This window comes from Pseudomonas sp. RIT288 (assembly GCF_000631985.1).
Classification (GTDB): domain Bacteria; phylum Pseudomonadota; class Gammaproteobacteria; order Pseudomonadales; family Pseudomonadaceae; genus Aquipseudomonas.
In genome coordinates this window covers 500644-526666 of the sequence record NZ_JFYN01000034.1, presented here as the reverse complement: position 1 = coordinate 526666, position 26023 = coordinate 500644, and the positions used below count along the sequence as shown (strand labels likewise).

The window sequence follows — 26023 nt, the reverse complement described above, 5'->3', positions numbered from 1 at the left end:
TCGTCTCAGATCCAGGAATGGCGAGCAGGCAAAGTACCGTTCAGGCGATAGGCGCCAACCGCGTGATATTTCCAGCGCACCGGATCGTGCAGGGTGTGCACCCGAGCGTTGCGCCAGTGGCGGTCAAGGTTGAATTCGGCGAGGGTCGCGCGGCTGCCGGCCAGTTCGAAAAGCTTTTCGCTGGCCTGCAGCGAGATCTCGGTAGTCAGCACTTTCGCTTCGGCCACCGCAATTGAAGCGCGGGCGGCGGATTCGGCGGTCAGCGGTGCGGCGTGCACCTGATCCAGCACTTGCCCGGCCTTGCGCAGCAACGCTTCGGCGGCGTGCAGTTCGATTTTCAGCTTGCCGATGTCGGCGATCACGTAGAGGTCATCGCTGGCGCGTTCGACCCTGGCGTCGATCCATGGGCGCGCGCGGGTTTTGACGAATTCGATGGCGTCGTCGATGGCGCCACGGGCGATGCCGGCGTCGATGGCCGCCTGAATCAGCTGCGACACTGCGCCTTGAGTGTTTGGCTTCTGGTTGATTTTCCAGTTATCGACGACCAGGCTCGACTCGACGCGCACGTTGTTCAGCAAAATCGTGCCGCTGGCAGTGGTGCGCTGACCGAAGCCCGACCAGTCATCAACGATGCGCAGGCCCGGGGTGCCACGACGGACGAAGGCCAGCACCTGCTTGCCGTCGTCATTGAGCGCCTTGACCGCCACCCAGTGCGCGAACAGCGCGCCGGTGGAGTAGAACTTCTGGCCGTTGATCACGTAGTCATCGCCGTCGGCGGTGATGCGCGCTTTCAATTCCAGGGTGTTTTTGGTGCCGCGCTCAGGGCCGGCATTGCCGATGCGCCAACCTTCCAGAACACTCTGGAACAGCTGTTTTTTCTGCGCTTCGGTGGCGCTGCCGAGTACCAGATTGATAATGCCGAACTGGTTCTGCGGGATCTGTCCCAGCGCCGGGTCGGCCGCGGAAACGATCGCGAACACTTCGGCCAATGTGACGAATGAAACTTGTGGGCCACCGTATTCGCGCGGGATCGCAATGCTGCCGAGGCCGCTGCGGGTGAACTGTTCGATTTCCGACCACGGCAGCTTGCGCTGGCGGTCGCGCCTGGCGGCCTGCACGCGGGCGACTTGCGCCAGTTCGTGGGCAGCCTTGATGGCTTGGGCGTCGTTGCGCAAGACCTGCGCGGGCAACAACGACGGGGCGATGTCCAGATCCGACTGGACGTTAGCGTCTGCCAGACTGGACATCAGTGCCGCTCCTTGGCTGCACGCAATGCCCTGGCGATCTGCACTGGGGTGATTGTGTTCCGGACCATACTACCTACCTCACATCTCATGAAAAACGCCGCAAAAGTGCGGCGAACGAAAGAATGTCCGGTGGTCCGGTTCATATACCCTAAGCGTGTATAAATATTAAATAAACTAACTTTTAGGAATATGTATAGAAGGGGTGGTGGTCGGGTTGGTTAACAGGCTCACAGCCGTGGTGATACAACCTGTGGTGAGGGGATTTATCCCCGACAGGCCGCGCAGCGGCCTTTTCTGAGTCATAAAAAACGGGACTGCTTCGCAGTCCATCGGGGCGGCGCGTCGTTTCCCTGAATCCCCTCACTACAAAGCCCCACAAGTACAGGAATGCGGCATCAATCCTTGGTCGATTCGGCGGCCTTCAGCGCTTGGCGCAGCGGCACCTTCAGATAAGGATTCACGCACCCGATCTTCAGCGTCCGTGGCGGTGCCCAGCGTGAGTTGTTGCCCACCCAGTCGATGATGCAGTAGGTCACGTCCAGGCGTAGATCCTCGCCTCCTTCGACGATCACTGCCGGTGGCACCCAGACCTGAATCGGCAGGCCGACATCGGCTGCCGTGATCCGGGCCAGGTCCATGCGCACGTCGCCCCAGCGCAGGGTGATGGCGTCGTCCTCGGCCATGTTCAGGTAGGGTTCGATGGTCAGTGGTACACCGCGTTTGATCTGATTGGGGTTCACGCCCTGGCGGCGAATGGTGTCGGGCAGCGAGACGGGGGCCAGTTGCTGATTCTCGTCACCGCAGAGCGGCGAAGGCTGGCCGCCGGGACAGTCGAGCTTGACCTGCACCCGGGTTGCCGCCGACAGCGCCGGCCCCTGACCGATTTGCATCACCCGATAGTGAATCCGTGCGGTGCCACTGGCGATAAAGCTCTCCGGTACCCGCAGGCTGATCGAGGCGCCGACGTCTTCGCTGGTCAAGACCCGTGAGGCAACGTAGCAGTTGTTCCAGAACAGTTCGATCAGATCACCGGCGTCCATGCCGGAATAGGGCAGCACATCAATCAGCAAGTGCGCGGCCGCCGCCAGGTTGATCGCGTTGTTGTGTGCGGATGCGAGGTTCGGCGCTGCCAGTTCGGGGTTATGCGAAGTGCGGGTCATCGGGTTCTCTCCTTGAAGTCTTGCGGCGAATTCCGTTTCTTGAAAAAACAAAAGGCGTGATGAATCGGTAATGCAACCGTGAACTTTTGTTCGGGCTGAGTACGGATTGATTCAACTAATGGGTGCCGGTTGCCGACTAGATAAGAGCGTGCGGGAAAGAGTGTCAATAGAGCACCTTAGTTAATCCATGAATTACGGATTAATCAGAAGCGTCCTACGCTGATAAGGCATGCTGCCTAGCGTTGATGGCGAATGGAACTACGGTTTTTCCTGAGTTTTTGCGATTTTGTGCTGGCCCGTTTAAATCATTTCACAGGCACGAAAGCGCGCCGCAGATTACTTGTGTCTGTTGCGGAACATATAGGTATTGTTTTGACAGGTTTAAGCTGGAGGGATTTAGAGGTTTTCAGGCGGGATAAGTAAAACTTCCGTCCATGGAAGTTAATGACTCAAGGCAATAAGTGTCTCAGGCGTGATTCAGAAACTTGCTGAGAAACTGTTTGGTGCGTTCTTCTTTCGGGTTGGCAAACAACGCCTTGGCTTCGCCTTGCTCGACGATCACGCCCTTGTCGAAAAACACCACACGGTTGGCCACGTCGCGGGCAAACCCCATTTCGTGGGTGACAATGACCATGGTGCGTTTTTCTTCGGCGAGACCGCGAATGGTCGCCAGCACTTCGCCCACCAGCTCCGGGTCGAGGGCCGAGGTCGGCTCGTCGAACAGGATCACCTCCGGCTCCATCGCCAGCGCTCGGGCAATCGCCACGCGCTGTTGCTGACCGCCGGACAGACGACGCGGATACGCATCTTCCTTGCCAGCCAGACCGACCTTGGCCAGCAGCTTCATGCCCAGGGCAACGGCTTGCTCGCGCGGCATCTTCTTGACCACGATCGGCCCTTCGATGACGTTTTCCAGTGCAGTGCGGTGGGGGAACAGGTTGAAGTTCTGGAACACGAAACCCACGTGCTGGCGCAGGTTGCGCACCAGGCTCTGTTGCTGGCTCAGCGGGCGGCTGGTATCGATCTCGATATCGCCGACCTTGATCCGGCCGCTGGTGGGTTGTTCAAGGAAGTTCAGGCAGCGCAGGAACGTGGTCTTGCCCGAACCGCTGGGGCCGATGATGGCCACGACCTCGCCTTCTTTCACCTCAAGATCGATGCCTTTGAGCACCTCTTGACCCTTGAACTGCTTTGTCAGTTTTTCCACGACAATCATGGGGTCAGGACTCCTGGTCGTGCCGATTGGCCCGCTCTTCCAACTTGTTCTGCAGGTGCGACAGCACCGTGGCCAGAATCCAGTAGATCAGCGCGGCGGCAAGATACATGGTGAAGACTTCAAAAGTCCGGGCGGTAATCAGTTGCGCCTGGCGGAACAGTTCCGGCACCTGAATGGTGGCGGCCAGTGCCGTGTCCTTGACCAGCGAAATGAAGCTGTTGCCCAGCGGCGGCAATGCCGTGCGCATGGCCTGCGGCAGGATGGCCCGGCGCAGGGTCTGCGCACGGGTCATGCCGATGCTCGCAGCGGCTTCCCACTGGCCGCGCTCAATCGAACCGATCGCCGCACGGAGGATTTCACAGGCGTAGGCGGCCATGTTCAGCGAGAAGCCGATCAGCGCCGCCGGCAGCGGATCCAGTTCCAGACCCAATTGCGGCAAGCCGTAATAGATCACGAACAGTTGCACCAGCAACGGCGTGCCGCGAAAGAACGACACGTAGATGCGGGCAATCCAGCTCACCAGTTTGAAGCGCGACAGGCGCATCAAGGCCAGGCCGAAGCCCAGCAGCAAGCCGAAGAACATGCCGCCCAGACTGAGGATGACCGTGTAGTACGCGCCCTTGAGCAGAAAGGGCGCGGAGTCCAGTGCGAGTTGGAAAGCTTCTTCCATTATTGGGTGACGTCAGCGTTGAAGTATTTCTTCGACAGCTTCTCAAGGGTACCGTCGGCACGCAGCTCGTCGAGAGCCTTGTTCACCGCAGCCAGCAGCTCAGGCTCGCCTTTGCGCAGGGCAATCCCGGATTCCTGACGGGAGAACGCTTCCCCGGCAGCCACGGTTTTCGGGGCTTTCTTGGCGTATTCCAGTGCGGCCAGACGGTCGATCAGGATGGCGTCGGTGCGGCCGTTGTTCAGGTCGGCGAACTTGGTCGGATCATCGTCGTAGGTGCGCACGTCAGCGCCCGGCACGTTGGCGCGGACCCACTGTTCGTAGTTGGTGCCCAGGCCGACACCGACTTTCTTGCCGGACAGGTCGGCGGCAGTCTTGATGTTCAGCGCGGCTTCCTTGCTCTTCAGCACCAGTGCCTGAATCCCGGAAACGGTGTACGGTTCGGAGAAGTCATACTTCTTCTTGCGCTCGTCGGAGATGGTCACCTGGTTGACGACGACGTCCAGACGCTTGGATTCCAGTGCAGCGAGGATACCGTCCCACTTGGTCGGCTGAATCTTGGCTTTGACGCCGAGCTTCTGCGCCAGAGCTTCGGAGAGTTCGACTTCGAAACCGGACAGCTTGCCATCGGCGTCAACGAAGCTGAACGGTGGGTAAGTGCCTTCCAGGCCGACGTTGATAACGCCTTTGTCCTTGATCTGTTGCAGTTGCTCACCGGCGGTTGCCTGACCGATCAGGCCGGCGCTCAGTGCAAGGCCCAGCGAACCTACCAGCAGATTGCGACGTAGTGCGGAAAAATTCATGACAAGCCCCTGTGTTTTCTTATGGAAGACGCTTAAGGAAAGTTGGCGAATCCGGGAATTGAACGACTGCGTTATCGTGCCCTAAAGCAGCTTATGCGTCTTGCCCGAAATTCGCCTGCGGCGAGACTATAAGATGTCTGCTTTAGACTTGAAAATACTTAATATTTGAAATGTTATTCCTTTATGGAATATTTACTGTTCGCGAAAAAGATCGCAGCCTGCGGCAGCTCCTACATTTGGAATGCGTACTCCTGTAGGAGCTGCCGCAGGCTGCGATCTTTTGATCTACCGGTTACAGAAAATCCCGATATGCGAACAATGCTGGCGCCCCACCGGTATGCAGGAAGATGATCGGGCCATCGTCGAAACGCTGGCGGCCGATCCCGTCGAGCAACCCGGCCATGGCCTTGCCGGTATAGACCGGGTCGAGCAGCACTGCGTCCTGACTGGCCAGCAGTTTCACTGCCGCCAGTGTCCCGGCATTCGGCTCGCCGTAACGCGGGCCGAAGTATTCGTCCCACAACTCGACCTTGAAGTGCTCCGGCAATTTCACGCCCAGCAGGTCCGCCGTACGTTCGGCCAGCCCCTGCACTTTCGGGCGCTGATCTTCTTCGCTGCGCGATACCGTCACGCCGATCACTGGCAATTGCGGCAGCGCTTCGCTCAACGCCAGCGCCAGACCGCTGTGGGTCCCGGCGCTGCCCGAGGCCAGCACCACGGCGGCGAAATTCAGGCCGGCGTCCTTGATCTGTTCTGCCAGTTCCAGACCGGCACGTACGTAGCCCAAGGCACCGAGGGCATTCGAGCCACCGATCGGCACCAGATACGGTTTCTTGCCATTGCTGCGCAGGCGCACGGCGAGTGCGGCCAGTTGTTCGTCGGCGTTGTCGAGGTTTTCCACCAGCTCGACCTTGGTGTCGAACAGGTCGAGCAGCAGGCGGTTGCCGTTGCTGGTGTAGTTGCTGTCGTCGGTGCCTAGCGGATTCTCCAGCAGCGCCACGCAACCCAAGCCGAGTTTGGCCGCCAATGCGGCGGTCTGGCGTACGTGGTTCGATTGCAAGGCGCCGGCGGTGATCAGCGTGTCGGCGCCTTGGGCGAGGGCGTCGGCGGCGAGGTATTCGAGTTTGCGCAGCTTGTTGCCGCCCATGGCCAGTGGCGTCAGGTCATCGCGTTTGATGTACACATCACGGCCCAGCCACGCGGACAGGCGTTCGAGTTTTTCCAGTGGCGTGGGTTGGCCGAGCAGGTCGAGACGGTTAAAGCGATCCAGCTGTTGTTTGATCATGAGCCCGTACTGGCGGAGGAAGATGACAGGACTATAGGCAGGCCGTTTTAGCGGGGCAACCGTGAATTGCTTATAGCCAAATGTGCTTAGTCCAGCACTATCGGTTCTTAATTCGCCTTCGTGGGCATGCCGTAAAGTAGTCGCCGTTGACGCGGCCAGACCGTCCGGCCGCCCGTGAGGAGTCTTTACCGTGAGCGAGCGTTCCAGCCATTGGCAATTGCAGACCATCGTCAGCCAACTGCGTACCGCGCGGGATCAGTGGCGTACCCAGAATGGCCGGGCCAGCGGCGAGCAGGGTGGTCGCGAGTTGCCGTCCCGCGCCGCGATGGCCGAGATTCTCGAGGCGCTGTGTGGCGCGTTGTTTCCGATGCGGCTGGGGCCGGTGGATCTGCGTGAGGAAAGTGAGGACTTTTATGTCGGGCACACCCTCGACACTTCGTTGAATGCGTTGCTGGCGCAGGCGCGGCTGGAGTTGCGTTATGTCGCCCGGCACAGCGCTCAAGGCGAGGCTGACGTCGAAGCTCAGGCGATCCGTATCATTCAGGATTTCGCCCTGGCCTTGCCGGGCCTGCGCAGCTTGCTCGATACCGACGTGCTGGCCGCCTATCACGGTGATCCGGCGGCACGCAGTGTCGATGAAGTGTTGCTGTGCTATCCGGGAATTCTGGCGGTGATTCACCATCGTCTGGCGCACCATTTGTATCGCGCCGGGTTGCCGTTGCTGGCGCGGATCAGCGCGGAGATTGCGCACTCGGCCACCGGCATCGATATCCACCCGGGTGCGCAGATCGGCCGCAGCTTTTTCATCGATCACGGTACGGGTGTGGTGATCGGCGAGACCGCGATCATCGGCGAGCGTGTGCGGATCTATCAGGCCGTGACTTTGGGCGCCAAGCGCTTCCCGGCGGATGAAGACGGGCAGTTGCAGAAGGGCCATCCACGGCATCCGATTGTCGAGGATGACGTGGTGATTTACGCCGGGGCGACGATTCTGGGACGGATCACCATCGGCCAGGGTTCGACCATCGGCGGTAATGTGTGGCTGACGCGCAGCGTGCCGGCGGGGAGCAACCTGACTCAGGCCAATCTGCAGCATGATGACGGGACGCAGAAGTAATCCACTCAACCAACCCCTGTAGGAGCTGCCGAAGGCTGCGATCTTTAAAATCAAAAGATCGCAGCCTTCGGCAGCTCCTGCAGAGCCCGGGTTTCAGGTCGAATCAAGATAATGGCATTCAGCCAATTCTGCAGTGAACGAATCGTTCGACCCTCACGTCATAGCCTTCCTTGAACTAACGTAAAGCGGGCTATTTCCGGCTGGAACAGGGAGGGCTGCTGCGCGTTCCATCGGGGATAAATCCCCTCGCCACAAGCTACCGCTTGGCCGTGCGATTAGTCCTTGGCGCCCTATCCATGTTTAACTTGAACGTTCATTCAAGTTAAACCGGTGGTTCGCTGCCCGCTCACAACAGGAGGCTTGCCTTTGCTGAGTCCGATCATTTCAGCCACGTTTCAACCCCACGAGGTGCACGTTTCATGAGTGCATCGTCTACCCCCGCCAGCGGTCTGGTACGCATGAATCCGCCGGTGTTCTACTTCGCCGCGACGGTGATTCTGCTGTTTGGTCTCGTTGTCATCGCCATGCCGGAGCAGGCCGGCGCCTGGCTGCTGGCTGCGCAAAACTGGGCCGCCAATACGGTCGGCTGGTACTACATGCTCGCGATGACCCTGTATCTGGTCTTCGTGGTGGTCACCGCGTTATCGGGCTACGGCAAGATAAAACTCGGTGCCGACCACGACGAACCCGAGTTCAGTTACCTGTCCTGGGCCGGCATGTTGTTCGCCGCCGGGATCAGCATCACGCTGTTTTTCTTCTGCGTATCCGAGCCACTGACGCACCTGGCCCAACCGCCGCAAGGCGAGGCCGGCACTGCCGATGCGGCGCGGCAGGCGATGCAGATTCTGTTTCTGCACTGGGGCCTGCACGGCTGGGGCGTGTTCGCCTTCGTCGGGATGGCGCTGGCGTACTTCGCTTACCGGCATAACCTGCCGCTGGCCTTGCGTTCGGCGCTGTACCCGCTGATCGGCAAGCGCATCAACGGCCCCATCGGCTACGCGGTGGACGGCTTCGGCATCATCGCCACGGTGTTCGGTCTGGGCGCCGACATGGGCTTCGGCGTGCTGCACCTCAACTCCGGTCTCGATTACCTGTTCGGCATCGCTCACACCCAATGGATTCAGGTCGGCCTGATCACGTTGATGATGGGCGCGGCGATCATTGTCGCCGTGTCGGGTGTGGATAAGGGCGTGCGGGTGATGTCCGACATCAACATGCTGCTGGCCTGTGCGCTGCTGCTGTTCGTGTTGTTCGCAGGGCCTACCCAGCACCTGCTCAACACGCTGATCCAGAACCTCGGCGATTACCTCGGCGCGCTGCCGATGAAGAGTTTCGACCTCTACGCCTACGACAAACCAAGCGACTGGCTCGGTGGCTGGACGGTGTTCTACTGGGCGTGGTGGATCGCATGGTCGCCGTTCGTGGGCCTGTTCATCGCGCGGATTTCCCGTGGCCGGACCATCCGCGAATTCGTCTTCGGTGTGCTGCTGATTCCGCTCGGTTTCACCCTGGCGTGGATGTCGATTTTCGGCAACAGCGCGATCGATCAGGTACTCAACCACGGCATGTCGGCGTTGGGCATGTCGGCCCTCGACAATCCGTCGATGAGCCTTTACTTGCTGCTGGAAACCTACCCGTGGAGCAAGACCGTCATCGCGGTGACGGTGTTCATCAGCTTCGTGTTCTTCGTCACTTCCGCCGACTCCGGTACCGTAGTGCTTTCGACCCTGTCGGCCAAGGGCGGCAACCCGGACGAAGACGGACCGAAATGGCTGCGGGTGTTCTGGGGCGCGATGACTGCGCTGGTGACCAGCGCGCTGCTGTTCTCCGGCAGCATCGATGCGCTGAAATCGGCGGTGGTGCTGACCTCGTTGCCGTTCTCTTTGATTTTGCTGCTGATGATGTGGGGCCTGCACAAGGCGTTCTATCTGGAATCGCAGAAGCAGATCGCGCAATTGCATTCGCTGGCACCGGTCTCCGGTTCGCGGCGTGGCACGGGCGGCTGGCGCCAGCGTTTGAGCCAGGCGGTGCACTTCCCGTCGCGTGACGAGGTGTACCGTTTCATGGACACCACGGTGCGCCCGGCGATTGAAGAAGTGACGGCGGTATTCGTCGAGAAGGGCTTGAACGTGGTCACGCAGCCGGATCCGGCGCACGACAACATCAGCCTGGAAATCGGCCACGGTGAGCAGCATCCGTTCATCTATCAGGTGCAGATGCGCGGCTATTTCACGCCGTCGTTCGCCCGTGGCGGCATGGGTTCCAAGCAGCTCAACAACCGCCGCTACTACCGCGCTGAAGTGCACTTGAGCGAGGGCAGTCAGGACTACGATCTGGTCGGCTACACCAAAGAGCAGATCATCAACGACATCCTCGACCAGTACGAACGCCACATGCAGTTCCTGCATCTGGTGCGTTGATCAGCAGATGAGCGCCGGGACGTTTCACGACTCGGCGCTCAGCACCATGAACAACACCATCGCCGCCATCGGCACCCCGAACACCGCACTGCCCACCGCGATCTCCGAACCCAGCGGCTGCCCGGCATGCACCACCCCCACCGCGCCGTTAATCACTGTCAGCGCCAGCCACAGCGCGGCGAAACTGTAGGCCAACGTTTGCCGACTGAAACCGACGCGCTCGCCGATGTAGAGCATCAGGGCGAGCAGGATCAGGCCGAAGAAGATGATGATGGCGGTGTGCATGATCGGGGGCTGCCTGATAGGGATCTGTTGTTTGGCGGGGGCTCATCGCGAGCAGGCTCGCACAATGGACCTCGGTTGTTCACTGATTCTGTGTTCACAGCTGATCCCTGTGGGAGCGAGCCTGCTCGCCATAGGGCCAACTCGGTGTTTTTTAGAGCATAGCTAATTCAGCCCACCTCAATTCAAGCCAGGCTCAATGGTCGGCGTAACGAAGAACCGGTAGGAGCTGCCGCAGGCTGCGATCTTTCGCTTTTAAAGCCAGAATCAAAAGATCGCAGCCTGCGGCAGCTCCTACAGAGGCACGTGTGTCAGGTGCTTTCGCGCTCGATCACGTTGCACTGCAATAAATTCAGCCGCTGCACATCATCGCTCGGCAACACCCCAAGGCTTTCCAATACCCGCGTTGCCGCCAGCACGCCGATCTCCAGTGCCGGTGGTTTGATCGTGCTCAGGCTCGGCAAGAGCATTTCGGCGAACGGGTAATCGCCGAAGCCGAGCACGGCGCAGTCTTCAGGGATCTTGAGGCCGGCGCGTTGCCCGGCGAGCAGGCCGCCGGCGGCGAGGTTGTCGTTGGCGAAGATGATGGCGTCGGGGCGGTGAGCGGCGTTCATCAGCGCCTCCATTGCCTGCTTGCCGGCCTCGAACGGCGGGCGGTCGGCGTCCGGGGCGAACACCCACGGCTCCAGCCCGAATTCGCGGAGGGTGGCGGCGTAACCGTCGCGACGTTCCAGGGCACTATGGTCGCCGGGTGCGCTGTTCTGCACGAAGGCGATGCGGCGATAGCCTTTGTCGTACAGATAACGCGCAGCGGTCACACCGACTTCATAGTGCGAAAAGCCGATCTGCATCGGCTCGCGATCCGGCTGGTAATCCCAGGTTTCAATCACCGGAATCTCCGCCTCGGCGATCATCTTTTCCGTGCCCGAACTGTGAAAGTGGCTGGTCAGCACCAGCGCTGCCGGCGACCAGCCGAGAAACGCGCGCACGGCGTTTTCTTCCTGCTCGGTACTGAAGTAACTCGACGCCAGCAACAGTTGATAACCGTGGCGGCTGAGGGTGTCGCTGAAGCCCTGAATGGTGTTGGCAAAGATCGGCCCGGAGATGTTCGGAATCACCATGCCGACGATTTTGCCCCGCGCCGACGCCAGTCCGCCGGCCACCAGATTCGGCACGTAACCCAACTCGGCCACCGCCGCCGCGATTCGCTCGCGGCGCTCGGGCGAGACGGTTTCCGGCTGATTGAAATAGCGCGACACGGTAATCGCCGAAACACCCGCCTCGCGCGCCACCCCATTCAGGGTCACGCGTCCGGCGCCACGGCGTTTGCGGGGCTTTTCCTGGCTCAAGGCTCGATCCTTCTTAAAAACCAAAACGCATATAAAAGTAATTTTTCAGTATTGGACGGTCTATGCCGAGCTTGCCAATACTGGCGATGTTAGCGCTAACAAAGCGCATTGTCTGCTACTCGCTCGAGCGAATGCCCAAGACACCGATTCAGGCGCTGTCGTCGTAGAACGGCAGCGGTTCAGGGCCAATTTCGAGCGGGCAACCATGCACAACATTCCTGGGGCGACACACAAACTGGCGCAGTCGATTCGCGCCGCTGGCTGGATCTTTACCGGGCTGGCGGCGTTGCCGATGCCCACTGCTTTTGCCGCCGACAGCAGCGAACAAGAACCGACACTCAAGTCCGTCACGGTCACCGCCACCCGCCGCGAAGAGTCGCTGCAGAAGGTGCCGGTGGCAGTGTCGGTGATCGACGGCGAACAACTGGAGCGCGACAACCGCAACGGCGTGGCGAGCATCGTTCAGCAAGTGCCGTCGCTGAATTTCCGTACCGGTGCGTCGAACAAGGACACCTCGTTGTTCGTGCGTGGTGTCGGCACGATTTCCACCTCGCCCGGCGTCGAGCCAACGGTGGCCACGGTGATCGATGGCGTGGTCTATGCGCGTCCCGGTCAATCGACCCTTGATCTGCTGGATCTGGAACGCGTCGAAGTGCTGCGAGGCCCGCAAGGCACGCTGTTCGGCAAGAACGCCTCGGCCGGTGTGCTCAACATCACCAGCAAGGCGCCGACCAACGAGACCCACGGTTACATTGACCAGTCGTACTACAGCGGCAATGAAAGCCGCACCCGCTTCGGCATTGGCGGCAGCCTGATTCCGGACACGCTCAAGGGTTCGATCAGCACCCTGTTCGGCACTTACGACGGCAACGTCGATAACAAGCACAACGGCCAGGAAGTCAACGGCTACAACCATCGCGGGGTGCGCGGCAAACTCGAATTTACTCCGAACGATGACGTGACCTTCACCCTGATCGCCGACTACATGCAGTCCCACGACGACGGCCCCAACGGCGTCGTCAGCAAGTCGCTGACCCCGGCATTCGCCAACGCGCTGAGCCCGGTCTATGCCAGCAGCCACAACCGCGACATCAACACCGACACCCGCAGCCACGTCGAGGACACCAACAAAGGCCTGTCCGGCCAGCTCGACTGGCAACTGGGTGATTACACCCTGACCTCGATCACCGCGTGGCGCGGCTGGGACAACACGCAGTATCAGGACGGCGATCGGCTGAGCACGATCACCCCAGCGTTCCCCGGCACCGCCGACAAGGGCGATCTGGCCTTCGACCAGTACTCGCAGGAGCTGCGCCTGGCCTCGCCGAAAGGTGAGTTCCTCGAATACGTTGGCGGCCTGTTCTACATGCACGGCAAGGACGACGAGACCTATCAGCGCACCTTGACCACCACCACGCGCACCGACCGTGGCGTCGCCGATTACAGCACCACCAGCGACAGCTACGCCGCGTTCGGCGAAGCCACGCTGAACTTCACCTCGGGCTTTCGTGGCATCGCCGGCCTGCGCTACACCCACGACGATCTTGAATACGATCACCGCCGCGTCTCGACCTCGGCGACTACAGTCAGCGGCATTCAGCCGGCCACCAGCAGTTCCGGTTCGGTGGACGAGGACGGCTGGTCCGGCCGGCTAGGTGTGCAGTACGACCTCAGCGATGCGGTCACCACGTACCTGACCTATTCGCGCGGCTACAAAGGCCCGGCGTACAACGTGTTCTTCAACATGCAGCCGCGTGACACCGAAGCGCTGAAGCCGGAGACCTCGAATACTTGGGAGGCGGGGATCAAGGCCACCAGCTGGAACAACCGGCTGACCACCAACCTCGCGGTGTTCCACAGCGATTACGACAACTACCAGGCGAATTTTTTCGACACCGTCGCCGGGCAAGTGGTGACGCGCCTGATCAACGCCGGCAGCGTCAGCACCGAAGGCGTCGAACTCGATTACGCCTTGCAGGCGACCCAGCAATTGAAGTTCTCCGGTGCACTGGCCTACACCCGCGCGCGCATCGACCAATTCAGCTGCCCGGCGGGGGCCGCGGCGTCGTGCAACGTCAATGGCAAGCCATTGCCGTTCAGCCCCGACTGGAAAAGCTACGTGCGCGCCGACTACAGCATCCCGCTGGACAACGGCCTCGATATCGAACTCGGCACCGACTACAGCTGGCAGAGCGAGGTGCAGTACGACATCAGCCAGAACGCCGACACCAAACAAGGTGCCTACGGCATCTGGAACGCCAGCGTCGCGCTCGCCGATTACAGCAACGGCTGGCGCGTGGCGCTGCTGGGCAAGAACCTCGCCGACAAGTCCTACTCACCGTTGCTGGCCAGCGGCGGCAGCTACATCTATCGCGCTGTGCCACGGGATGACGAGCGCTACTTCGGCGTGCAACTGCGCAAGGATTTCTGAGATGAGCAGACAATTGAAACTCGGTGCCTTTCTCATGGCCACCGGGCACCACGTCGCCGCGTGGCGCCACCCGCAGGTGCCGGCCAATGCCGGTCTGGATTTCGCCCACTACAAGCATCTGGCGCAAATTGCCGAGGCGGCGAAGTTCGACACGCTGTTCGTCGCCGACAGTGTTGCCGCGCCGACTCAGGACATCGCCAGCCGCATGGCGCGCTCGGATCACTTCGAACCGCTGACCTTGCTCTCGGCCCTGAGCGCGGTGACCGAGCACATCGGCCTGATTGCCACGGCGACCACCAGCTACAACGAGCCGTATCACGTGGCGCGCAAATTCGCTTCGCTCGATCATCTGTCGGGCGGCCGCGCCGGGTGGAATCTGGTGACCTCGGACAACGCTGCCGAGGCACTGAATTTTGGTCGCGACGAACACATCGGCCATGCCGAACGCTACAGCCGTGCCCGCGAGTTTCATCAGGTGGTCACCGGGCTGTGGGACAGTTGGGAGGACGATGCCTTTGTCCGCGACAAGGTCAGCGGCGCCTATTACGACCCGGCGAAGTTGCACGTGCTGGATCACGTCGGCGAGCACTTTCGGGTGAAAGGCCCGCTGAACATCGCACGCTCGCCGCAGGGACAACCGGTGATCGGGCAGGCCGGCTCGTCCGAAACCGGGCGTGAACTGGCGGCACAAACCGCAGAGGTGGTGTTCACTGCGCAGACTTCACTGGCCGGCGCGCAGGCGTTCTACGCCGATCTCAAGGGACGTCTGCCCAAGTACGGACGCAGTGCCGATTCGCTGAAAATCATGCCCGGGGTGTTTGTCGTCGTCGGGCAGACAGAAGCCGAAGCGCAGGAAAAATTTGAAACGTTTCAGCAATGGGTCGAACCGGGGGTTGGCGTGGCGTTGCTTGGGCGTATGCTGGGCAACTTCGACTTGTCGAAGTACCCGCTGGACGGCCCGCTGCCGCAGTTGCCGCTGACGGACAGCGGCCAGCAGAGCCGGCAGAGATTGCTGACTGAACTGGCGGGCCGGGAGAATCTGACCCTCGCCGAATTGGGCCGCAAGATTGCCGGGGGGCGCGGGCACTACAGCCTGGTGGGCACGCCGGCGCAGATCGCCGATCGTTTGCAGGAGTGGTTCGAACAGGGCGCGGCGGATGGCTTCAACGTGCTGGTGCCGCACCTGCCGGGCGGGCTCGAAGACTTCGCCCATGGCGTGGTCCCGGAACTGCAGCGGCGTGGGCTGTTCAGAACCGAGTATGAGGGCCGGACCTTGCGCGACAACCTGGGCTTGGCCCGGCCCGGCAACAGATTTGTGTAACACCCTTCGCGAGCAGGCTCGCTCCCGCAGGGGAGTGCATTCCAAATGTGGGACCGAGCCTGCTCGCGAAGAAGTCGACACCCATTTCAAGACAGACAAGAGAGGATTCGATGACTTACACCGCTGCCGAAAACCGCTACGACTCCATCCCTTACCGCCGCGTCGGCCGCAGCGGTCTGGTGCTGCCGGCGCTGTCGCTGGGCCTGTGGCACAACTTCGGCGACAGCACGCCGATCGACACCCAGCGTGCCCTGCTACGCACCGCGTTCGACCTGGGCATCAACCACTTCGACCTGGCCAACAATTACGGCCCGCCGTACGGCAGCGCCGAGGTCAATTTCGGTCGCTTGCTGCGCGAAGACTTCAAGCAGTACCGCGATGAGCTGATCATCTCCAGCAAGGCCGGTTGGGACATGTGGCCCGGCCCGTACGGTCAGGGCGGCGGCTCGCGCAAATACGTGCTGGCCAGTCTCGACCAGAGCCTGCAGCGCCTGGGTCTGGACTATGTGGATATCTTCTATTCGCACCGCTTCGACCCGGACACCCCGCTGGAAGAGACCGCCAGCGCCCTCGCCACTGCCGTGCAACAGGGCAAGGCGTTGTACATCGGTATCTCGTCGTACTCCGGGGTGAAAACCCGCGAGATCGCTGCGCTGCTCAAGGAATGGAAGGTACCGCTGCTGATTCATCAGCCGGCATACAACCTGCTCAATCGCTGGGTGGAAAAAGACTTGCTCGACACTACCGAAGAACTCGGCACTGGCGTCATCGCGTTCACGCCGTTGGCGCAGGGTCTGTTGACCGACAAATACCTCAACGGCGTGCCGGCGGATGCGCGGGTCAATCGTCCGGGCGGTGGTTCGTTGCAGGCTTCGCACCTGTCCGAGGCCAACATTGCGCATGTGCGCGCATTGAACGAGATCGCCAAACGTCGCGGCCAGAGCCTGGCGCAACTGGCGCTGGCCTGGACCCTGCGTGATCCGCGAGTGACCTCGGCGCTGATCGGCGCGAGCCGGCCGGAACAGATCATCGAGAACGTCGGGGCGTTGAAGAACCTGAGTTTCAGTGCTGAGGAACTGGCGGAGATCGACCGGTTTGCCCAGGAGGGCGGGATCAATCTGTGGGAAAAGCCTTCGACGGCGGAGTAATCGGCAAAGCAAAAGATCGCAGCCTGCGGCAGCTCCTACAGAGGAACGCGTTTCAATGTAGGAGCTGCCGCAGGCTGCGATCTTTTGATCTTAAAAATAAGGCACATCCCCCAACACCGTCGCCCGCTGCATCACCCGTCGTGCAGGGCGGTAATCATCCACCGCGTAATGCTGGGTCACGCGGTTATCCCAGAACGCAATGTCGTCCTGCTGCCAGCGCCAGCGAATGGTGAATTCCGGGCGGGTTGCGTGGGCGAACAGGAACTTCAGTATCGCCTCGCTTTCGGTTTCCGACAGCTCGTTGATCTTCGAGGTGAAGCCTTCGTTGACGAACAACGAACGGCGTCCGCTCACCGGGTGAGTGCGGATCACCGGGTGCGACAGCGGCGGATTCTTGCGCCTTGCTTCTTCCCACTGCGCCAGGGCTTGCGGCGTATTGCCGTAGCGTTCCAGCGGAAACGAACGGGTGAAATCGTGAGTGGCGGTCAGGCCTTCGAGCAGGATTTTCATCGGCGCCGACAGCGCTTCATAGGCGGCAATTCCGCTGGCCCACAGGGTGTCGCCGCCAAACTCCGGCAACAGCTTGGCGCTGAGCACCGCGCCCATCGCCGGGGTCGGCAGGAAGGTCACGTCGGTGTGCCAGATCGCGTTGTCGCGCACGTCGGTGACGGCGGTGTCTAGGATCAGCACTTCGGGCTGCTCCGGCACGTTCGGGTAGATCGGGTGAATGTGCAGGTCGCCGAAGTACGCGGCGAAACGTGCCTGTTGCGAAGGCTCGATCGGCTGGTTGCGGAAGAACAGCACCTGGTACTTGAGCAGCGCCTGCTCGATGGCATCGCGCTGTTCCAGGTTCAACGGCTGGCTGACGTCGACGCCGCTGATCTGCGCGCCGAGGGCCGAGCTTAATGGGGTGATGGTCAGGCTGCTCATGGTGGTTCTCTTCAATTCCGGGAAACCGCGCCCCTGTAGGAGCTGCCGCAGGCTGCGATCTTTTGATCTTGATCTTTTAAAAACAAAAGATCGCAGCCTGCGCCAGCTCCTACAGTGGGCGAATTTTCAAATGACTCAGTGCGCCTGGCCGTGCCACGGCACCAGTTTGCGCTGCAGGGCGCGCAGGCCCATTTCCATGGCGAAGGCGATCAGGGCGATCACCAGAATCCCCAGCAGCACCACATCGGTGACCAGGAACTGCGCAGCCGACTGCACCATGAAGCCCAAACCGCTGGTGGCGGCGATCAGTTCAGCGGCGACCAGGGTTGACCAGCCAACACCCAGACCGATGCGCACACCGGTGAGAATATCCGGCAGAGCGCTGGGCAAGATCACATGCCGAATCAACTGTGCGCGAGTGGCACCCAATGACTGCGCGGCACGCAATTTCGCCGGGTCTACAGTGCGCACACCGGTGGCTGTCGCGATGGCGATCGGCGCGAAAATCGCCAGGTAGATCAGCAGCACTTTCGACAACTCGCCAATGCCGCACCAGATCACGATCAGCGGCAGATAAGCCAATGGCGGAATCGGCCGGTAAAACTCGATCAACGGATCAAGCACACCACGGGCAATACGGTTGGCGCCGATGGCGATGCCCACCGGCACGGCGGTCAGAATCGCGAAGCCGAGGCCCAGACCGATGCGGCTCAGGCTCGCGCCCAGGTGCTGCCACAGGGTTGAATCCATGTAACCGGTGGTCGCCAGCAACCAGCCTTTTTGCAGCACGGCGGACGGTGGCGGCAGGAACAGCGGTTCGATCAAACCGCTGGCGGTCACCGTCCACCAGATCGCCAGCAAGGCGAACAAGGTCAGCAGGCTGATCCAGCGAGTGCTCAGGCTGCGGCGCTGCGGAATCACCACCGAAGGACTTTTCACGGCCGCTGCGGAAACGTCGTAACTGCTCATGCGCGCTCCTGCCGCTGAACGGCGCTGCGTTGCGAGAACACTTTGCTCAGCACGTGCTCGCGGGTTTCGATAAAACGCGGGTCGGATTTGATCGCCCGCGCCGATTCACCGGCGGCGTAGCGCTGACCGAAATCCAGATGCAGACGCTCGACGATCTGCCCCGGATTCGGCGCCAGCAGAATCAGGTCAGTGGCGAGGAACACCGCTTCTTCGATGTCGTGGGTAATCAGGAACACCGGTTTGGCGGTGCGCTGCCAGACTTGCAGCAACAGCTCCTGCATCTGCTCGCGGGTGAATGCGTCGAGGGCGCCGAAGGGCTCGTCCATCAGCAGCACACGTGGGTCAGCGGCGAGAGCACGGGCCAGGCCGACACGCTGTTTCTGGCCGCCAGAGAGCTGCCAGATACGACGGTGTTCAAAACCTGTGAGATCAACCAGCGCGAGCATCTCGCGGGCGCGTTGTTCGCGTTTGTCTTTGGCAACGCCAGCCAGTTCCAGACCGAAAGCGACGTTGGCCAACACATCCTGCCACGGCAGCAGTGCGTCATCCTGGAATACCACGCCGCGTTCGGCGCTCGGGCCTTTGACCGGCACGCCGTCGAGGGTGATGCGTCCGGCGCTGGGTTCGACGAAGCCGGCAATCAGGTTCAACAGCGAAGTCTTGCCACTGCCGGACGGGCCGAGGGCGACCAGCAATTGCTGAGGCCCGAGGGTCAGGGAAATGTCCGCCAGTACCGGTTCCGGGTTGCCGGGATACTGTGCGCTGATGCGCTCCAGCTGTAGCAAGGCCATCGCAGTTAACTCCCGATCAGTGGGTGATGTATTTGGCGCTGACGTACGGCGCGTAGTCCGGCAGAACGGCTTCGACCTTGCCTTGCTCCTTGAGGAACGCGGCGGTGTCGGTAATGGCTTTGGTGGTCGGCGCGCCGAGGGTAATCACCTGATCGGCCGCCAGCGGGTAGACGTTGCCCTGCAGCAGTAATGGAATGTCGCTGGCCTTGGCGCCGGAGAGCTTCACCAGCTTGTCGACGTGGGATTGATCGGCGAGCCAGGCTTTTGGATCCTTGCGGTAATCGGCGTACGCGTCGAGGGTGACCTTGGCGAACGCGGTGACGATTTCCGGGTGCTTCTCGGCGAAGTCCTTGCGCACGATCCACGCATCGAAGGTCGGCGCACCGAACTTGGCCAGTTCACCCGAGGTGATCAGCACTTTGCCGTTTTCCTTGGCCACACCCAAGGCCGGATCCCACACGTAAGTGGCGTCGATATCACCGCGTTTCCACGCGGCGATGATCGCTGGCGGGGCGAGGTTGAGCACGGTGACTTTCGACGGATCGATGTTCCAGTGCTTCAACGCAGCGAGCAGACTGTAATGACCGGTGGACACGAACGGCACGGCGATTTTCTTGCCGATCAGATCCTGTGGGCTCTTGATCCCGGAACCGTCGCGAGCGACCAGAGCTTCGGCGGCGCCGATCTGGGTGGCGATGAGGAAGGTTTCCACCGGTACGTTGCGGGTGATGGCCGCGGTCAGCGGGCTGGAACCGAGGTAGCCGATCTGCACGTCACCGGAAGCGATGGCGGCGATGATGTCGGCGCCGTTGTCGAACTTGCGCCAGCTGATGTCGACTTTGGTGGCTTTTTCGTAAGCGCCATCGGCCTGGGCGACTTTCGCCGGGTCCACGGTGGTCTGGTAGGCGACGGTGAGGTCGGCGGCCTGCGCCAGAAAGCTCGCAGCAGCCAACGAAGCCACGGCCAGCAGGCGAAGCGGGAAATTCAGTTTCATGGGGGAGTGCTCCAAGTCAGGCGACCGATGATCGGCGTGAAAGGAGACTAAATGATCTAAGAATCTAAAAATAAATAACTTTTTAGACTTAGCTTATGAGCGGAAAAATCTAAAGATCAAAAGATCGCAGCCTGCGGCAGCTCCTACAGTGGAGGGGTGTTTTCCCTGTAGGAGCTGCCGCAGGCTGCGATCTTTTTTAAGACGGCGCTTAGTTGCTGATCGCCAGAATGCTCGCCTGATACGACCCGACAAACACATCGAAATCGCCGACTTCGTTCTGCTCAAGCTCCGCCTGTTGCGCCAGCGACGAACGCGCCAGCTCCTCAAACTTCGCTTGTTCATCAGCCGCCAGCGGCTCGCTGCGGAAGAACTCGGCATGCGCCTGGCTCTGGCGCAGGGAGAATTGCGCGAAGCTTTCCTTGTGCTCGGCCATCGCTGCCAGCACTTGGGCGGAAGGCGTCAGGGACGAATCCTTGACCTTGGCCAGCTGCGTGTCCAGCGCCTTGCTGTGTGCGTCGCCGCCATGGCTCTGATCGAGCAACGCCGCCAGCGGTGCGATTTTTTCCAGCAGCTCGGCTGCCCAAACCTTCAGCTCGACCGCTTCGCCGTCACGCTGCAATTGCAGGCCCGGACGGCGACCTTCCTTGACCACGCTGAGGAAGTTCGAGGTGGCGTTGCCGCAACTGTTGTTGGTCAGCAACGGGCTGTCGTTCAGCGCGCAGTACAGCAGGAACGCGTCGAGGAAGCGCGATTCGGTGACGTCGATGCCCATCGGCAGGAACGGGTTGATGTCCAGGCAACGCACTTCGACGTACTGAATACCACGGGCCATCAGCGCCTGGATCGGCCGCTCGCCAGTGTAGGTCACGCGTTTCGGGCGGATGTTGGAGTAGTACTCGTTTTCGATCTGCAGGATGTTGGTGTTGAGCTGTACCCACTCGCCATCCTGGTGCGTGCCGACTTCAACGTACGGCGGGTATGGCGTGGCCACGGCCTTGCGCAGGCTGTCGGTGTAGCTCGCCAGATCGTTGTAGCACGGTGTCAGGCCGGCCTGGGCGTTGCTCTGGTAACCAAGGTCGCTCATGCGCAGGCTGGTGGCGTACGGCAGGTACAGGGTGTCCGGATCCAGTTGTTCCAACTGGTGCGAACGGCCGCGCAGGAAGCCCGCATCCAGCGCTGGCGAAGCACCGAACAGGTACATCAGCAGCCAGCTGTAGCGGCGGAAGTTGCGGATCAGCGCGATGTAGGACGACGACTGGAAATCGCGGTCGGTGCCGACGAAACCCTCGGCTTCGCGCAGCAGCGGCCAGAGTTTTTCCGGCAGCGAGAAGTTGTAGTGAATCCCGGCGATGCACTGCATGGTCTTGCCGTACCGCAGGGCCAGGCCTTTGCGGTAGACGTACTTGAGCTGACCGATGTTGGAGGTGCCGTAGTAGGCAATCGGGATGTCTTCCTCGGCCGGCAACGGGCACGGCATCGATGGACTCCACAGGTACTCGTTGCCGAGCTTGCTGTAGGCAAAGCGATGAATCCTGTCCAGGCTCGCCAGCGTATCGGCCGGATCGGGCAGGGCGGGGGTGATGAATTCCAGCAGCGACTCGGAATAGTCGGTGGTGATCTGTTCATTGGTCAGCGCGGAACCCAAGGCTTCCGGGTGCGGCGTTTGCGCCAGACGACCTTCGCTGGTCACGCGCAGGCATTCACGTTCGATACCGTGGAGGCACTGTTCGAGCAGAGAGAGGTTGGCGCGCTCGCCGAGCAGAGCCAGGCGGCGGTTGAGAAGTTCGCTCAATTTGGATTCCTTCACGCGTCAGTCGCCCCAATATGGGGGTGGGCAAGACGGTCTACAAGGGTGAAGTTGAAACTGGCGTTTTCGCCTGGTTTTTCTAGCCGGTCAGCCACACACATGACCTGTAGGAGCTGCCGCAGGCTGCGAACTTTAAAAACAAAGTCAAAAGATCGTCCGATCGCGGCCCGAGCCTGCTGCAGCTCCTACAGGATTCGTTGCGCCGAAATTAACTCAAAATGATGAACAACATCTACAGGACAGCGAACGTGCCTTGCGCTTTTGCGACCAGTTTGTCGCCCTGCATCACGTCGGCCTCGACCACCAGCGTGCGGCGGCCCGGGTGGATGACCCGCGCCGTGCACAGCACCTCGCCATCAGACACGGCGCGGATGTAGTTGATCTTGCACTCGATGGTCGCGCTCTGCTGATCAAAGCCGTGGGTGCTGGAACAGGCCAGCCCCATGGCGATATCGACCAGACTGAACAGCGCGCCACCGTGCAATTTGCCGCCGCGATTGCGCAGTTCCGGTTCCAGCACCAGGGCGACTTGCGCCACCCCGGTTTCCAGGCTGTGCAGGCGGCAGCCCAACAGCTTGAAAAACGCGCTCTCGACGAGCCCGGCCGGAATGTCCATCAGCGTTTCTTCAGCTGCTTGGCGTTGGCGAACAGCGAGGCCATGGCGTTGTTCACCGGAGCAGCTGTGGCCGTTTCCTTGCGCGGCGCGTTGCCCGAAGACTGGCGCGGTGCCGAGCCCGGACGCGAACCACGGGCACCGTCGACCTTCTCGCCCGGTGTGTCGCTCATGCGCATCGACAGGCCGACGCGTTTGCGCGGGATGTCGACTTCCATGACCTTCACTTTCACCACGTCACCGGCCTTCACCGCTTCGCGTGGGTCCTTGATGAACTTCTCCGACAGCGCCGAGATGTGCACCAGGCCGTCCTGATGCACACCGATATCGACGAACGCGCCGAACGCGGTCACGTTGGTCACGACGCCTTCGAGGATCATCCCCAGTTGCAGGTCTTTGAGGTCTTCGACGCCTTCCTGGAACTCGGCGGTCTTGAACTCCGGACGCGGGTCGCGGCCGGGCTTTTCCAGTTCTTGCAGGATGTCGGTGACGGTGGGCAGACCGAACGTCTCGTCGGTGAATTTCTTCGGATCCAGACGCTTGAGGAACGCAGCGTCGCCGATCAGCGAGCGGATGTCGCGGTCGGTTTCAGCGGCAATGCGCTGTACCAGCGGATAGGCTTCCGGGTGCACCGCCGAGGAATCCAGTGGGTTGTCACCGTTCATCACGCGCAGGAAACCTGCGGCCTGTTCGAAGGTTTTCTCGCCCAGACGCGCAACTTTCTTCAGCGCCGCACGGGTCTTGAAGGCGCCGTGCTCGTCACGGTGGGCGACGATGTTCTGCGCCAGGGTCGCGTTGAGACCGGAGATCCGCGCCAGCAAAGCCACCGAGGCGGTGTTCACATCGACGCCGACGGCGTTCACGCAGTCCTCGACCACCGCATCCAGACCACGCGCCAGTTTCAGTTGCGAGACGTCGTGCTGGTACTGGCCGACGCCGATGGATTTCGGATCGATCTTCACCAGCTCGGCCAGTGGATCCTGCAGACGACGGGCGATGGAAACGGCGCCACGGATCGACACGTCCAGATCCGGGAATTCCTTGGCCGCCAGTTCCGACGCCGAGTACACCGATGCGCCGGCCTCGGACACCATGACCTTGGTCATCTTCATGGCTGGGTATTTTTTGATCAGCTCGATTGCCAGTTTGTCGGTTTCACGGCTGGCGGTGCCGTTGCCGATGGCGATCAGGTCAACCGAGTGCTTGGCGCACAGGGCGGCCAGAATCGCGATGGTCTGATCCCACTTGTTGTGCGGCACGTGCGGGTAAACCGTGGCGTGATCGAGCAGCTTGCCGGTGGAGTCGACCACCGCGACCTTGCAGCCGGTACGCAGGCCCGGGTCGAGGCCCAGAGTGGCGCGCGGGCCGGCCGGAGCGGCCAGCAGCAAGTCGTGCAGGTTGTGGGCGAAGACGTTGATCGCCTCGGTTTCGGCACCGTCGCGCAGCTCGCCGAGCAGATCGGTTTCGAGGTGAGTGTAGAGCTTGACCTTCCAGGTCCAGCGCACCACTTCACCAAGCCATTTGTCGGCCGGGCGGTTCTGATTCTGGATGCCGAATTGCTGGCCGATCATGCCTTCGCACGGGTGCATGGTGCCCGGCAGTTCGTCGCCGACCTTCAGCGCGGAGCTGAGGATGCCTTCGTTGCGACCACGGAAAATGGCGAGTGCGCGGTGCGACGGCATGCTTTTCAGCGGTTCGTCGTGTTCGAAGTAGTCGCGGAACTTGGCGCCTTCTTCTTCCTTGCCGGCGATCACGCGGGCGCTGATGGTCGCTTCCTGCTTGAGGAAGTTACGCAGCTTTTCCAGCAGGCTGGCGTCTTCGGCGAAGCGTTCCATCAGGATGTACTTGGCGCCTTCCAGCGCAGCTTTCACGTCGGCTACGCCTTTCTCGGCGTCGACGAAGCGTGCGGCTTCGGTTTCTGGCGTCAGGTTCGGGTCGTTGAACAGGCCGTCGGCCAGTTCGCCGAGGCCGGCTTCCAGGGCAATCTGGCCCTTGGTGCGGCGCTTCTGCTTGTACGGCAGGTACAAGTCTTCGAGGCGGGTCTTGGTGTCGGCGAGCTTGATGTCGCGCTCCAGGGCAGGAGTGAGTTTGCCCTGCTCCTGGATGCTGGCGAGGATGCTGATGCGCCGTTCGTCGAGTTCTCGCAGGTAGCGCAGACGCTCTTCCAGATGACGCAACTGGGTGTCATCGAGGCTGCCGGTGACTTCTTTCCGGTAACGGGCGATGAAGGGAACGGTAGAGCCTTCATCGAGTAGCGCGACGGCCGCTTCGACCTGTTGCGGGCGTACGCCGAGTTCCTCGGCGATGCGGCTGTTGATGCTGTCCATAAAACCACCTGACATATTGTGAAAGCAGGCTCGCAGGCACGGAAATAAAGGCCCGGAGTCTGGTTGAGCGGCTAGAAAATTGCCGCTGCCTGGGTCAAAAGGCTCCCCATTGACCCGTGAAATCGAACAATTACTGCGGCCACCGGGAAAAAAGCCCGGCCACCTGCGGTAACGATTCAGACGTTGCCTGGCACAAAACGCCGCGCATTATAACCAGCGTTCTGTCATTCGGGGGTGTAGCAGTCTGTAGGTAGAAACCCCGGTTTTCTGGCAGTGAAGGAAAAATCTGCTAACAATGCACACGGTGCGTATAACGGCAGCTACGCCATAATGCGCGCCGAGCTAAAAGGAGCATCCAATGAGCAGCACTGCAAACAATGCTGAAGGCGAAAAAATTCTTATTGTTGACGACGATCCGGGGCTGAGCAGCCTGCTGGAACGCTTTTTCGTCAGCAAGGGCTACCGTGCCCGTGCCGTACCGAACACCGAGCAAATGGACCGTCTGCTGTCGCGTGAAGTGTTCAATCTGGTCGTCCTCGACTTGATGCTGCCGGGCGAAGACGGCCTGACCGCATGCCGTCGCCTGCGGGCGGCGAACAATCAGATTCCGATCATCATGCTCACCGCCAAGGGCGATGAGATGAGCCGTATCAAGGGCCTGGAACTGGGCGCCGATGACTATCTGGCCAAGCCGTTCAACCCGGACGAGCTGATGGCTCGGGTCAAAGCCGTTCTGCGTCGTCAGGCCGCACCGGTGCCGGGCGCGCCGGGCAGCGAAGACGAAAACGTCACCTTCGGCGATTACGTGCTGTCGCTGGCCACCCGCGAACTGAAACGTGGCGAAGAAGTGCACATGCTCACCACCGGGGAGTTCGCGGTACTCAAGGCTCTGGTGATGAACGCGCGTCAGCCGCTGACCCGCGACAAGCTGATGAACCTGGCCCGTGGCCGCGAATGGGATGCGCTGGAGCGTTCCATTGACGTGCAGATTTCCCGTCTGCGCCGGATGATCGAACCGGATCCGTCGAAACCGCGTTACATCCAGACTGTCTGGGGCGTGGGCTACGTGTTCGTACCGGATGGCGCCGCTACCAAGTGATCGGCGATTTGTAGGAGCGGGTCTGCGCAGATCGGGTTGATCGACCC

Annotated in this window: 21 protein-coding genes; 6 read left to right on the top strand and 15 right to left on the bottom strand. The window is 61.1% G+C overall.

Translation table 11 applies throughout. The features are described 5' to 3' along the window. Positions 1-5: 5 nt before the first annotated feature. From BW33_RS21110 to BW33_RS21085, 6 genes are all read right to left on the bottom strand, one after another. Complete coding sequence (locus tag BW33_RS21110) at positions 6-1247, bottom strand: SfnB family sulfur acquisition oxidoreductase (RefSeq protein WP_047600980.1); 1242 nt, start codon at positions 1245-1247, stop codon at positions 6-8. A gap of 395 nt (positions 1248-1642) precedes the next feature. Next, positions 1643-2407: a hypothetical protein gene (locus BW33_RS21105; protein ID WP_047600979.1), complete on the bottom strand. Its 765-nt coding sequence runs from the start codon at positions 2405-2407 to the stop codon at positions 1643-1645. A gap of 466 nt (positions 2408-2873) precedes the next feature. Beyond that, positions 2874-3623 carry an L-cystine ABC transporter ATP-binding protein TcyN gene (tcyN, locus tag BW33_RS21100; RefSeq protein WP_047600978.1) on the bottom strand — a complete coding sequence of 250 codons (750 nt, stop codon included), beginning with the start codon at positions 3621-3623 and terminating at the stop codon, positions 2874-2876. 4 nt (positions 3624-3627) lie between these two features. Then, positions 3628-4293 carry a cystine ABC transporter permease gene (gene tcyL / locus BW33_RS21095; protein ID WP_003220607.1) on the bottom strand — a complete coding sequence of 222 codons (666 nt, stop codon included), beginning with the start codon at positions 4291-4293 and terminating at the stop codon, positions 3628-3630. After that, complete coding sequence (gene tcyJ / locus BW33_RS21090; protein ID WP_047600977.1) at positions 4293-5093, bottom strand: cystine ABC transporter substrate-binding protein; 801 nt, start codon at positions 5091-5093, stop codon at positions 4293-4295. Before tcyJ ends, tcyL begins: the two co-directional genes overlap by 1 nt. Positions 5094-5385: 292 nt before the next feature. Next, positions 5386-6378 (bottom strand): D-cysteine desulfhydrase, encoded by a 993-nt coding sequence (locus BW33_RS21085; RefSeq protein WP_047600976.1) that lies wholly within the window; start codon positions 6376-6378, stop codon positions 5386-5388. 190 nt (positions 6379-6568) lie between these two features. Between BW33_RS21085 and epsC the strand changes: the two genes are divergently transcribed. Beyond that, positions 6569-7495: a serine O-acetyltransferase EpsC gene (gene epsC, locus BW33_RS21080; RefSeq protein WP_047600975.1), complete on the top strand. Its 927-nt coding sequence runs from the start codon at positions 6569-6571 to the stop codon at positions 7493-7495. 458 nt (positions 7496-7953) lie between these two features. Continuing rightward, the gene (gene betT / locus BW33_RS21075; protein WP_177327514.1) at positions 7954-9915 is read left to right on the top strand and encodes a choline transporter BetT; all 1962 of its coding nucleotides are present in this window, start codon (positions 7954-7956) and stop codon (positions 9913-9915) included. Between the two features lie 24 nt (positions 9916-9939). Here betT and BW33_RS21070 read toward each other — a convergent pair whose 3' ends face one another. Together BW33_RS21070 and BW33_RS21065 are read right to left on the bottom strand one after the other, a co-directional pair. Continuing rightward, complete coding sequence (locus BW33_RS21070) at positions 9940-10200, bottom strand: hypothetical protein (protein WP_047600972.1); 261 nt, start codon at positions 10198-10200, stop codon at positions 9940-9942. A 308-nt stretch (positions 10201-10508) separates the two neighbouring features. Beyond that, the gene (locus tag BW33_RS21065) at positions 10509-11546 is read right to left on the bottom strand and encodes a LacI family DNA-binding transcriptional regulator (RefSeq protein ID WP_047600971.1); all 1038 of its coding nucleotides are present in this window, start codon (positions 11544-11546) and stop codon (positions 10509-10511) included. Positions 11547-11751: 205 nt separating this feature from the next. Here BW33_RS21065 and BW33_RS21060 point away from each other — a divergent pair, with 205 nt between their 5' ends. The 3 genes from BW33_RS21060 (at position 11752) to mgrA (ending at position 16446) form a co-directional block, all read left to right on the top strand. Next, the gene (locus tag BW33_RS21060; protein WP_047600970.1) at positions 11752-13977 is read left to right on the top strand and encodes a TonB-dependent receptor; all 2226 of its coding nucleotides are present in this window, start codon (positions 11752-11754) and stop codon (positions 13975-13977) included. 1 nt (position 13978) lies between these two features. Further along, positions 13979-15298 carry an LLM class flavin-dependent oxidoreductase gene (locus tag BW33_RS21055; RefSeq protein ID WP_047600969.1) on the top strand — a complete coding sequence of 440 codons (1320 nt, stop codon included), beginning with the start codon at positions 13979-13981 and terminating at the stop codon, positions 15296-15298. Positions 15299-15408: 110 nt separating this feature from the next. Then, on the top strand, positions 15409-16446 hold the full coding sequence (gene mgrA / locus BW33_RS21050; protein ID WP_047600968.1) for an L-glyceraldehyde 3-phosphate reductase: 1038 nt from the start codon (positions 15409-15411) through the stop codon (positions 16444-16446). A 90-nt stretch (positions 16447-16536) separates the two neighbouring features. On the opposite strand, the gene tauD is transcribed toward mgrA, so the two are convergent. The 7 genes from tauD to BW33_RS21015 all read right to left on the bottom strand — a co-directional run bounded on the left by tauD (position 16537) and on the right by BW33_RS21015 (position 24877). Next, a complete protein-coding gene (tauD, locus tag BW33_RS21045) occupies positions 16537-17376 on the bottom strand; it encodes a taurine dioxygenase (RefSeq protein ID WP_047600967.1) in 840 nt (279 codons plus the stop codon). Between the two features lie 135 nt (positions 17377-17511). Beyond that, entirely contained in the window at positions 17512-18345 is an 834-nt protein-coding gene (gene tauC, locus BW33_RS21040) for a taurine ABC transporter permease TauC (protein ID WP_047600966.1), read from the bottom strand. Then, positions 18342-19136: a taurine ABC transporter ATP-binding subunit gene (tauB, locus tag BW33_RS21035; RefSeq protein ID WP_047600964.1), complete on the bottom strand. Its 795-nt coding sequence runs from the start codon at positions 19134-19136 to the stop codon at positions 18342-18344. Before tauB ends, tauC begins: the two co-directional genes overlap by 4 nt. 16 nt (positions 19137-19152) lie before the next feature. Further along, entirely contained in the window at positions 19153-20130 is a 978-nt protein-coding gene (gene tauA / locus BW33_RS21030; RefSeq protein ID WP_047600963.1) for a taurine ABC transporter substrate-binding protein, read from the bottom strand. 208 nt (positions 20131-20338) lie between these two features. Continuing rightward, positions 20339-21922, bottom strand: coding sequence for a glutamate--cysteine ligase (gene gshA, locus BW33_RS21025; RefSeq protein ID WP_047600962.1), 1584 nt, complete (start codon positions 21920-21922; stop codon positions 20339-20341). Positions 21923-22169: 247 nt separating this feature from the next. Then, positions 22170-22553: a PaaI family thioesterase gene (locus tag BW33_RS21020; RefSeq protein ID WP_052032737.1), complete on the bottom strand. Its 384-nt coding sequence runs from the start codon at positions 22551-22553 to the stop codon at positions 22170-22172. Beyond that, the gene (locus BW33_RS21015; RefSeq protein WP_047600961.1) at positions 22553-24877 is read right to left on the bottom strand and encodes a Tex family protein; all 2325 of its coding nucleotides are present in this window, start codon (positions 24875-24877) and stop codon (positions 22553-22555) included. The genes BW33_RS21020 and BW33_RS21015 overlap by 1 nt, the downstream gene beginning before the upstream one ends. A gap of 358 nt (positions 24878-25235) precedes the next feature. On the opposite strand from BW33_RS21015, the gene ompR reads away from it, so the two are divergent. Then, positions 25236-25976, top strand: coding sequence for an osmolarity response regulator transcription factor OmpR (gene ompR, locus BW33_RS21010; RefSeq protein ID WP_003220637.1), 741 nt, complete (start codon positions 25236-25238; stop codon positions 25974-25976). Positions 25977-26023 lie beyond the last annotated feature (47 nt).

What these genes read in the sequence shown, in the direction of transcription:
- BW33_RS21110 (WP_047600980.1), bottom strand. Translation starts at nt 1,247, where the DNA reads ATGTCCAGTCTGGCAGACGCTAACGTCCAGTCGGATCTGGACATCGCC.
- tcyN (WP_047600978.1), bottom strand. Translation starts at nt 3,623, where the DNA reads ATGATTGTCGTGGAAAAACTGACAAAGCAGTTCAAGGGTCAAGAGGTG.
- ompR (WP_003220637.1), top strand. Translation starts at nt 25,236, where the DNA reads ATGAGCAGCACTGCAAACAATGCTGAAGGCGAAAAAATTCTTATTGTT.
- BW33_RS21085 (WP_047600976.1), bottom strand. Translation starts at nt 6,378, where the DNA reads ATGATCAAACAACAGCTGGATCGCTTTAACCGTCTCGACCTGCTCGGC.
- BW33_RS21020 (WP_052032737.1), bottom strand. Translation starts at nt 22,553, where the DNA reads ATGGACATTCCGGCCGGGCTCGTCGAGAGCGCGTTTTTCAAGCTGTTG.
- mgrA (WP_047600968.1), top strand. Translation starts at nt 15,409, where the DNA reads ATGACTTACACCGCTGCCGAAAACCGCTACGACTCCATCCCTTACCGC.
- BW33_RS21105 (WP_047600979.1), bottom strand. Translation starts at nt 2,407, where the DNA reads ATGACCCGCACTTCGCATAACCCCGAACTGGCAGCGCCGAACCTCGCA.
- BW33_RS21015 (WP_047600961.1), bottom strand. Translation starts at nt 24,877, where the DNA reads ATGGACAGCATCAACAGCCGCATCGCCGAGGAACTCGGCGTACGCCCG.
- betT (WP_177327514.1), top strand. Translation starts at nt 7,954, where the DNA reads ATGAATCCGCCGGTGTTCTACTTCGCCGCGACGGTGATTCTGCTGTTT.
- tcyJ (WP_047600977.1), bottom strand. Translation starts at nt 5,093, where the DNA reads ATGAATTTTTCCGCACTACGTCGCAATCTGCTGGTAGGTTCGCTGGGC.
- tauC (WP_047600966.1), bottom strand. Translation starts at nt 18,345, where the DNA reads ATGAGCAGTTACGACGTTTCCGCAGCGGCCGTGAAAAGTCCTTCGGTG.
- tauD (WP_047600967.1), bottom strand. Translation starts at nt 17,376, where the DNA reads ATGAGCAGCCTGACCATCACCCCATTAAGCTCGGCCCTCGGCGCGCAG.
- BW33_RS21070 (WP_047600972.1), bottom strand. Translation starts at nt 10,200, where the DNA reads ATGCACACCGCCATCATCATCTTCTTCGGCCTGATCCTGCTCGCCCTG.
- BW33_RS21055 (WP_047600969.1), top strand. Translation starts at nt 13,979, where the DNA reads ATGAGCAGACAATTGAAACTCGGTGCCTTTCTCATGGCCACCGGGCAC.
- tauB (WP_047600964.1), bottom strand. Translation starts at nt 19,136, where the DNA reads ATGGCCTTGCTACAGCTGGAGCGCATCAGCGCACAGTATCCCGGCAAC.
- BW33_RS21060 (WP_047600970.1), top strand. Translation starts at nt 11,752, where the DNA reads ATGCACAACATTCCTGGGGCGACACACAAACTGGCGCAGTCGATTCGC.
- tcyL (WP_003220607.1), bottom strand. Translation starts at nt 4,293, where the DNA reads ATGGAAGAAGCTTTCCAACTCGCACTGGACTCCGCGCCCTTTCTGCTC.
- tauA (WP_047600963.1), bottom strand. Translation starts at nt 20,130, where the DNA reads ATGAAACTGAATTTCCCGCTTCGCCTGCTGGCCGTGGCTTCGTTGGCT.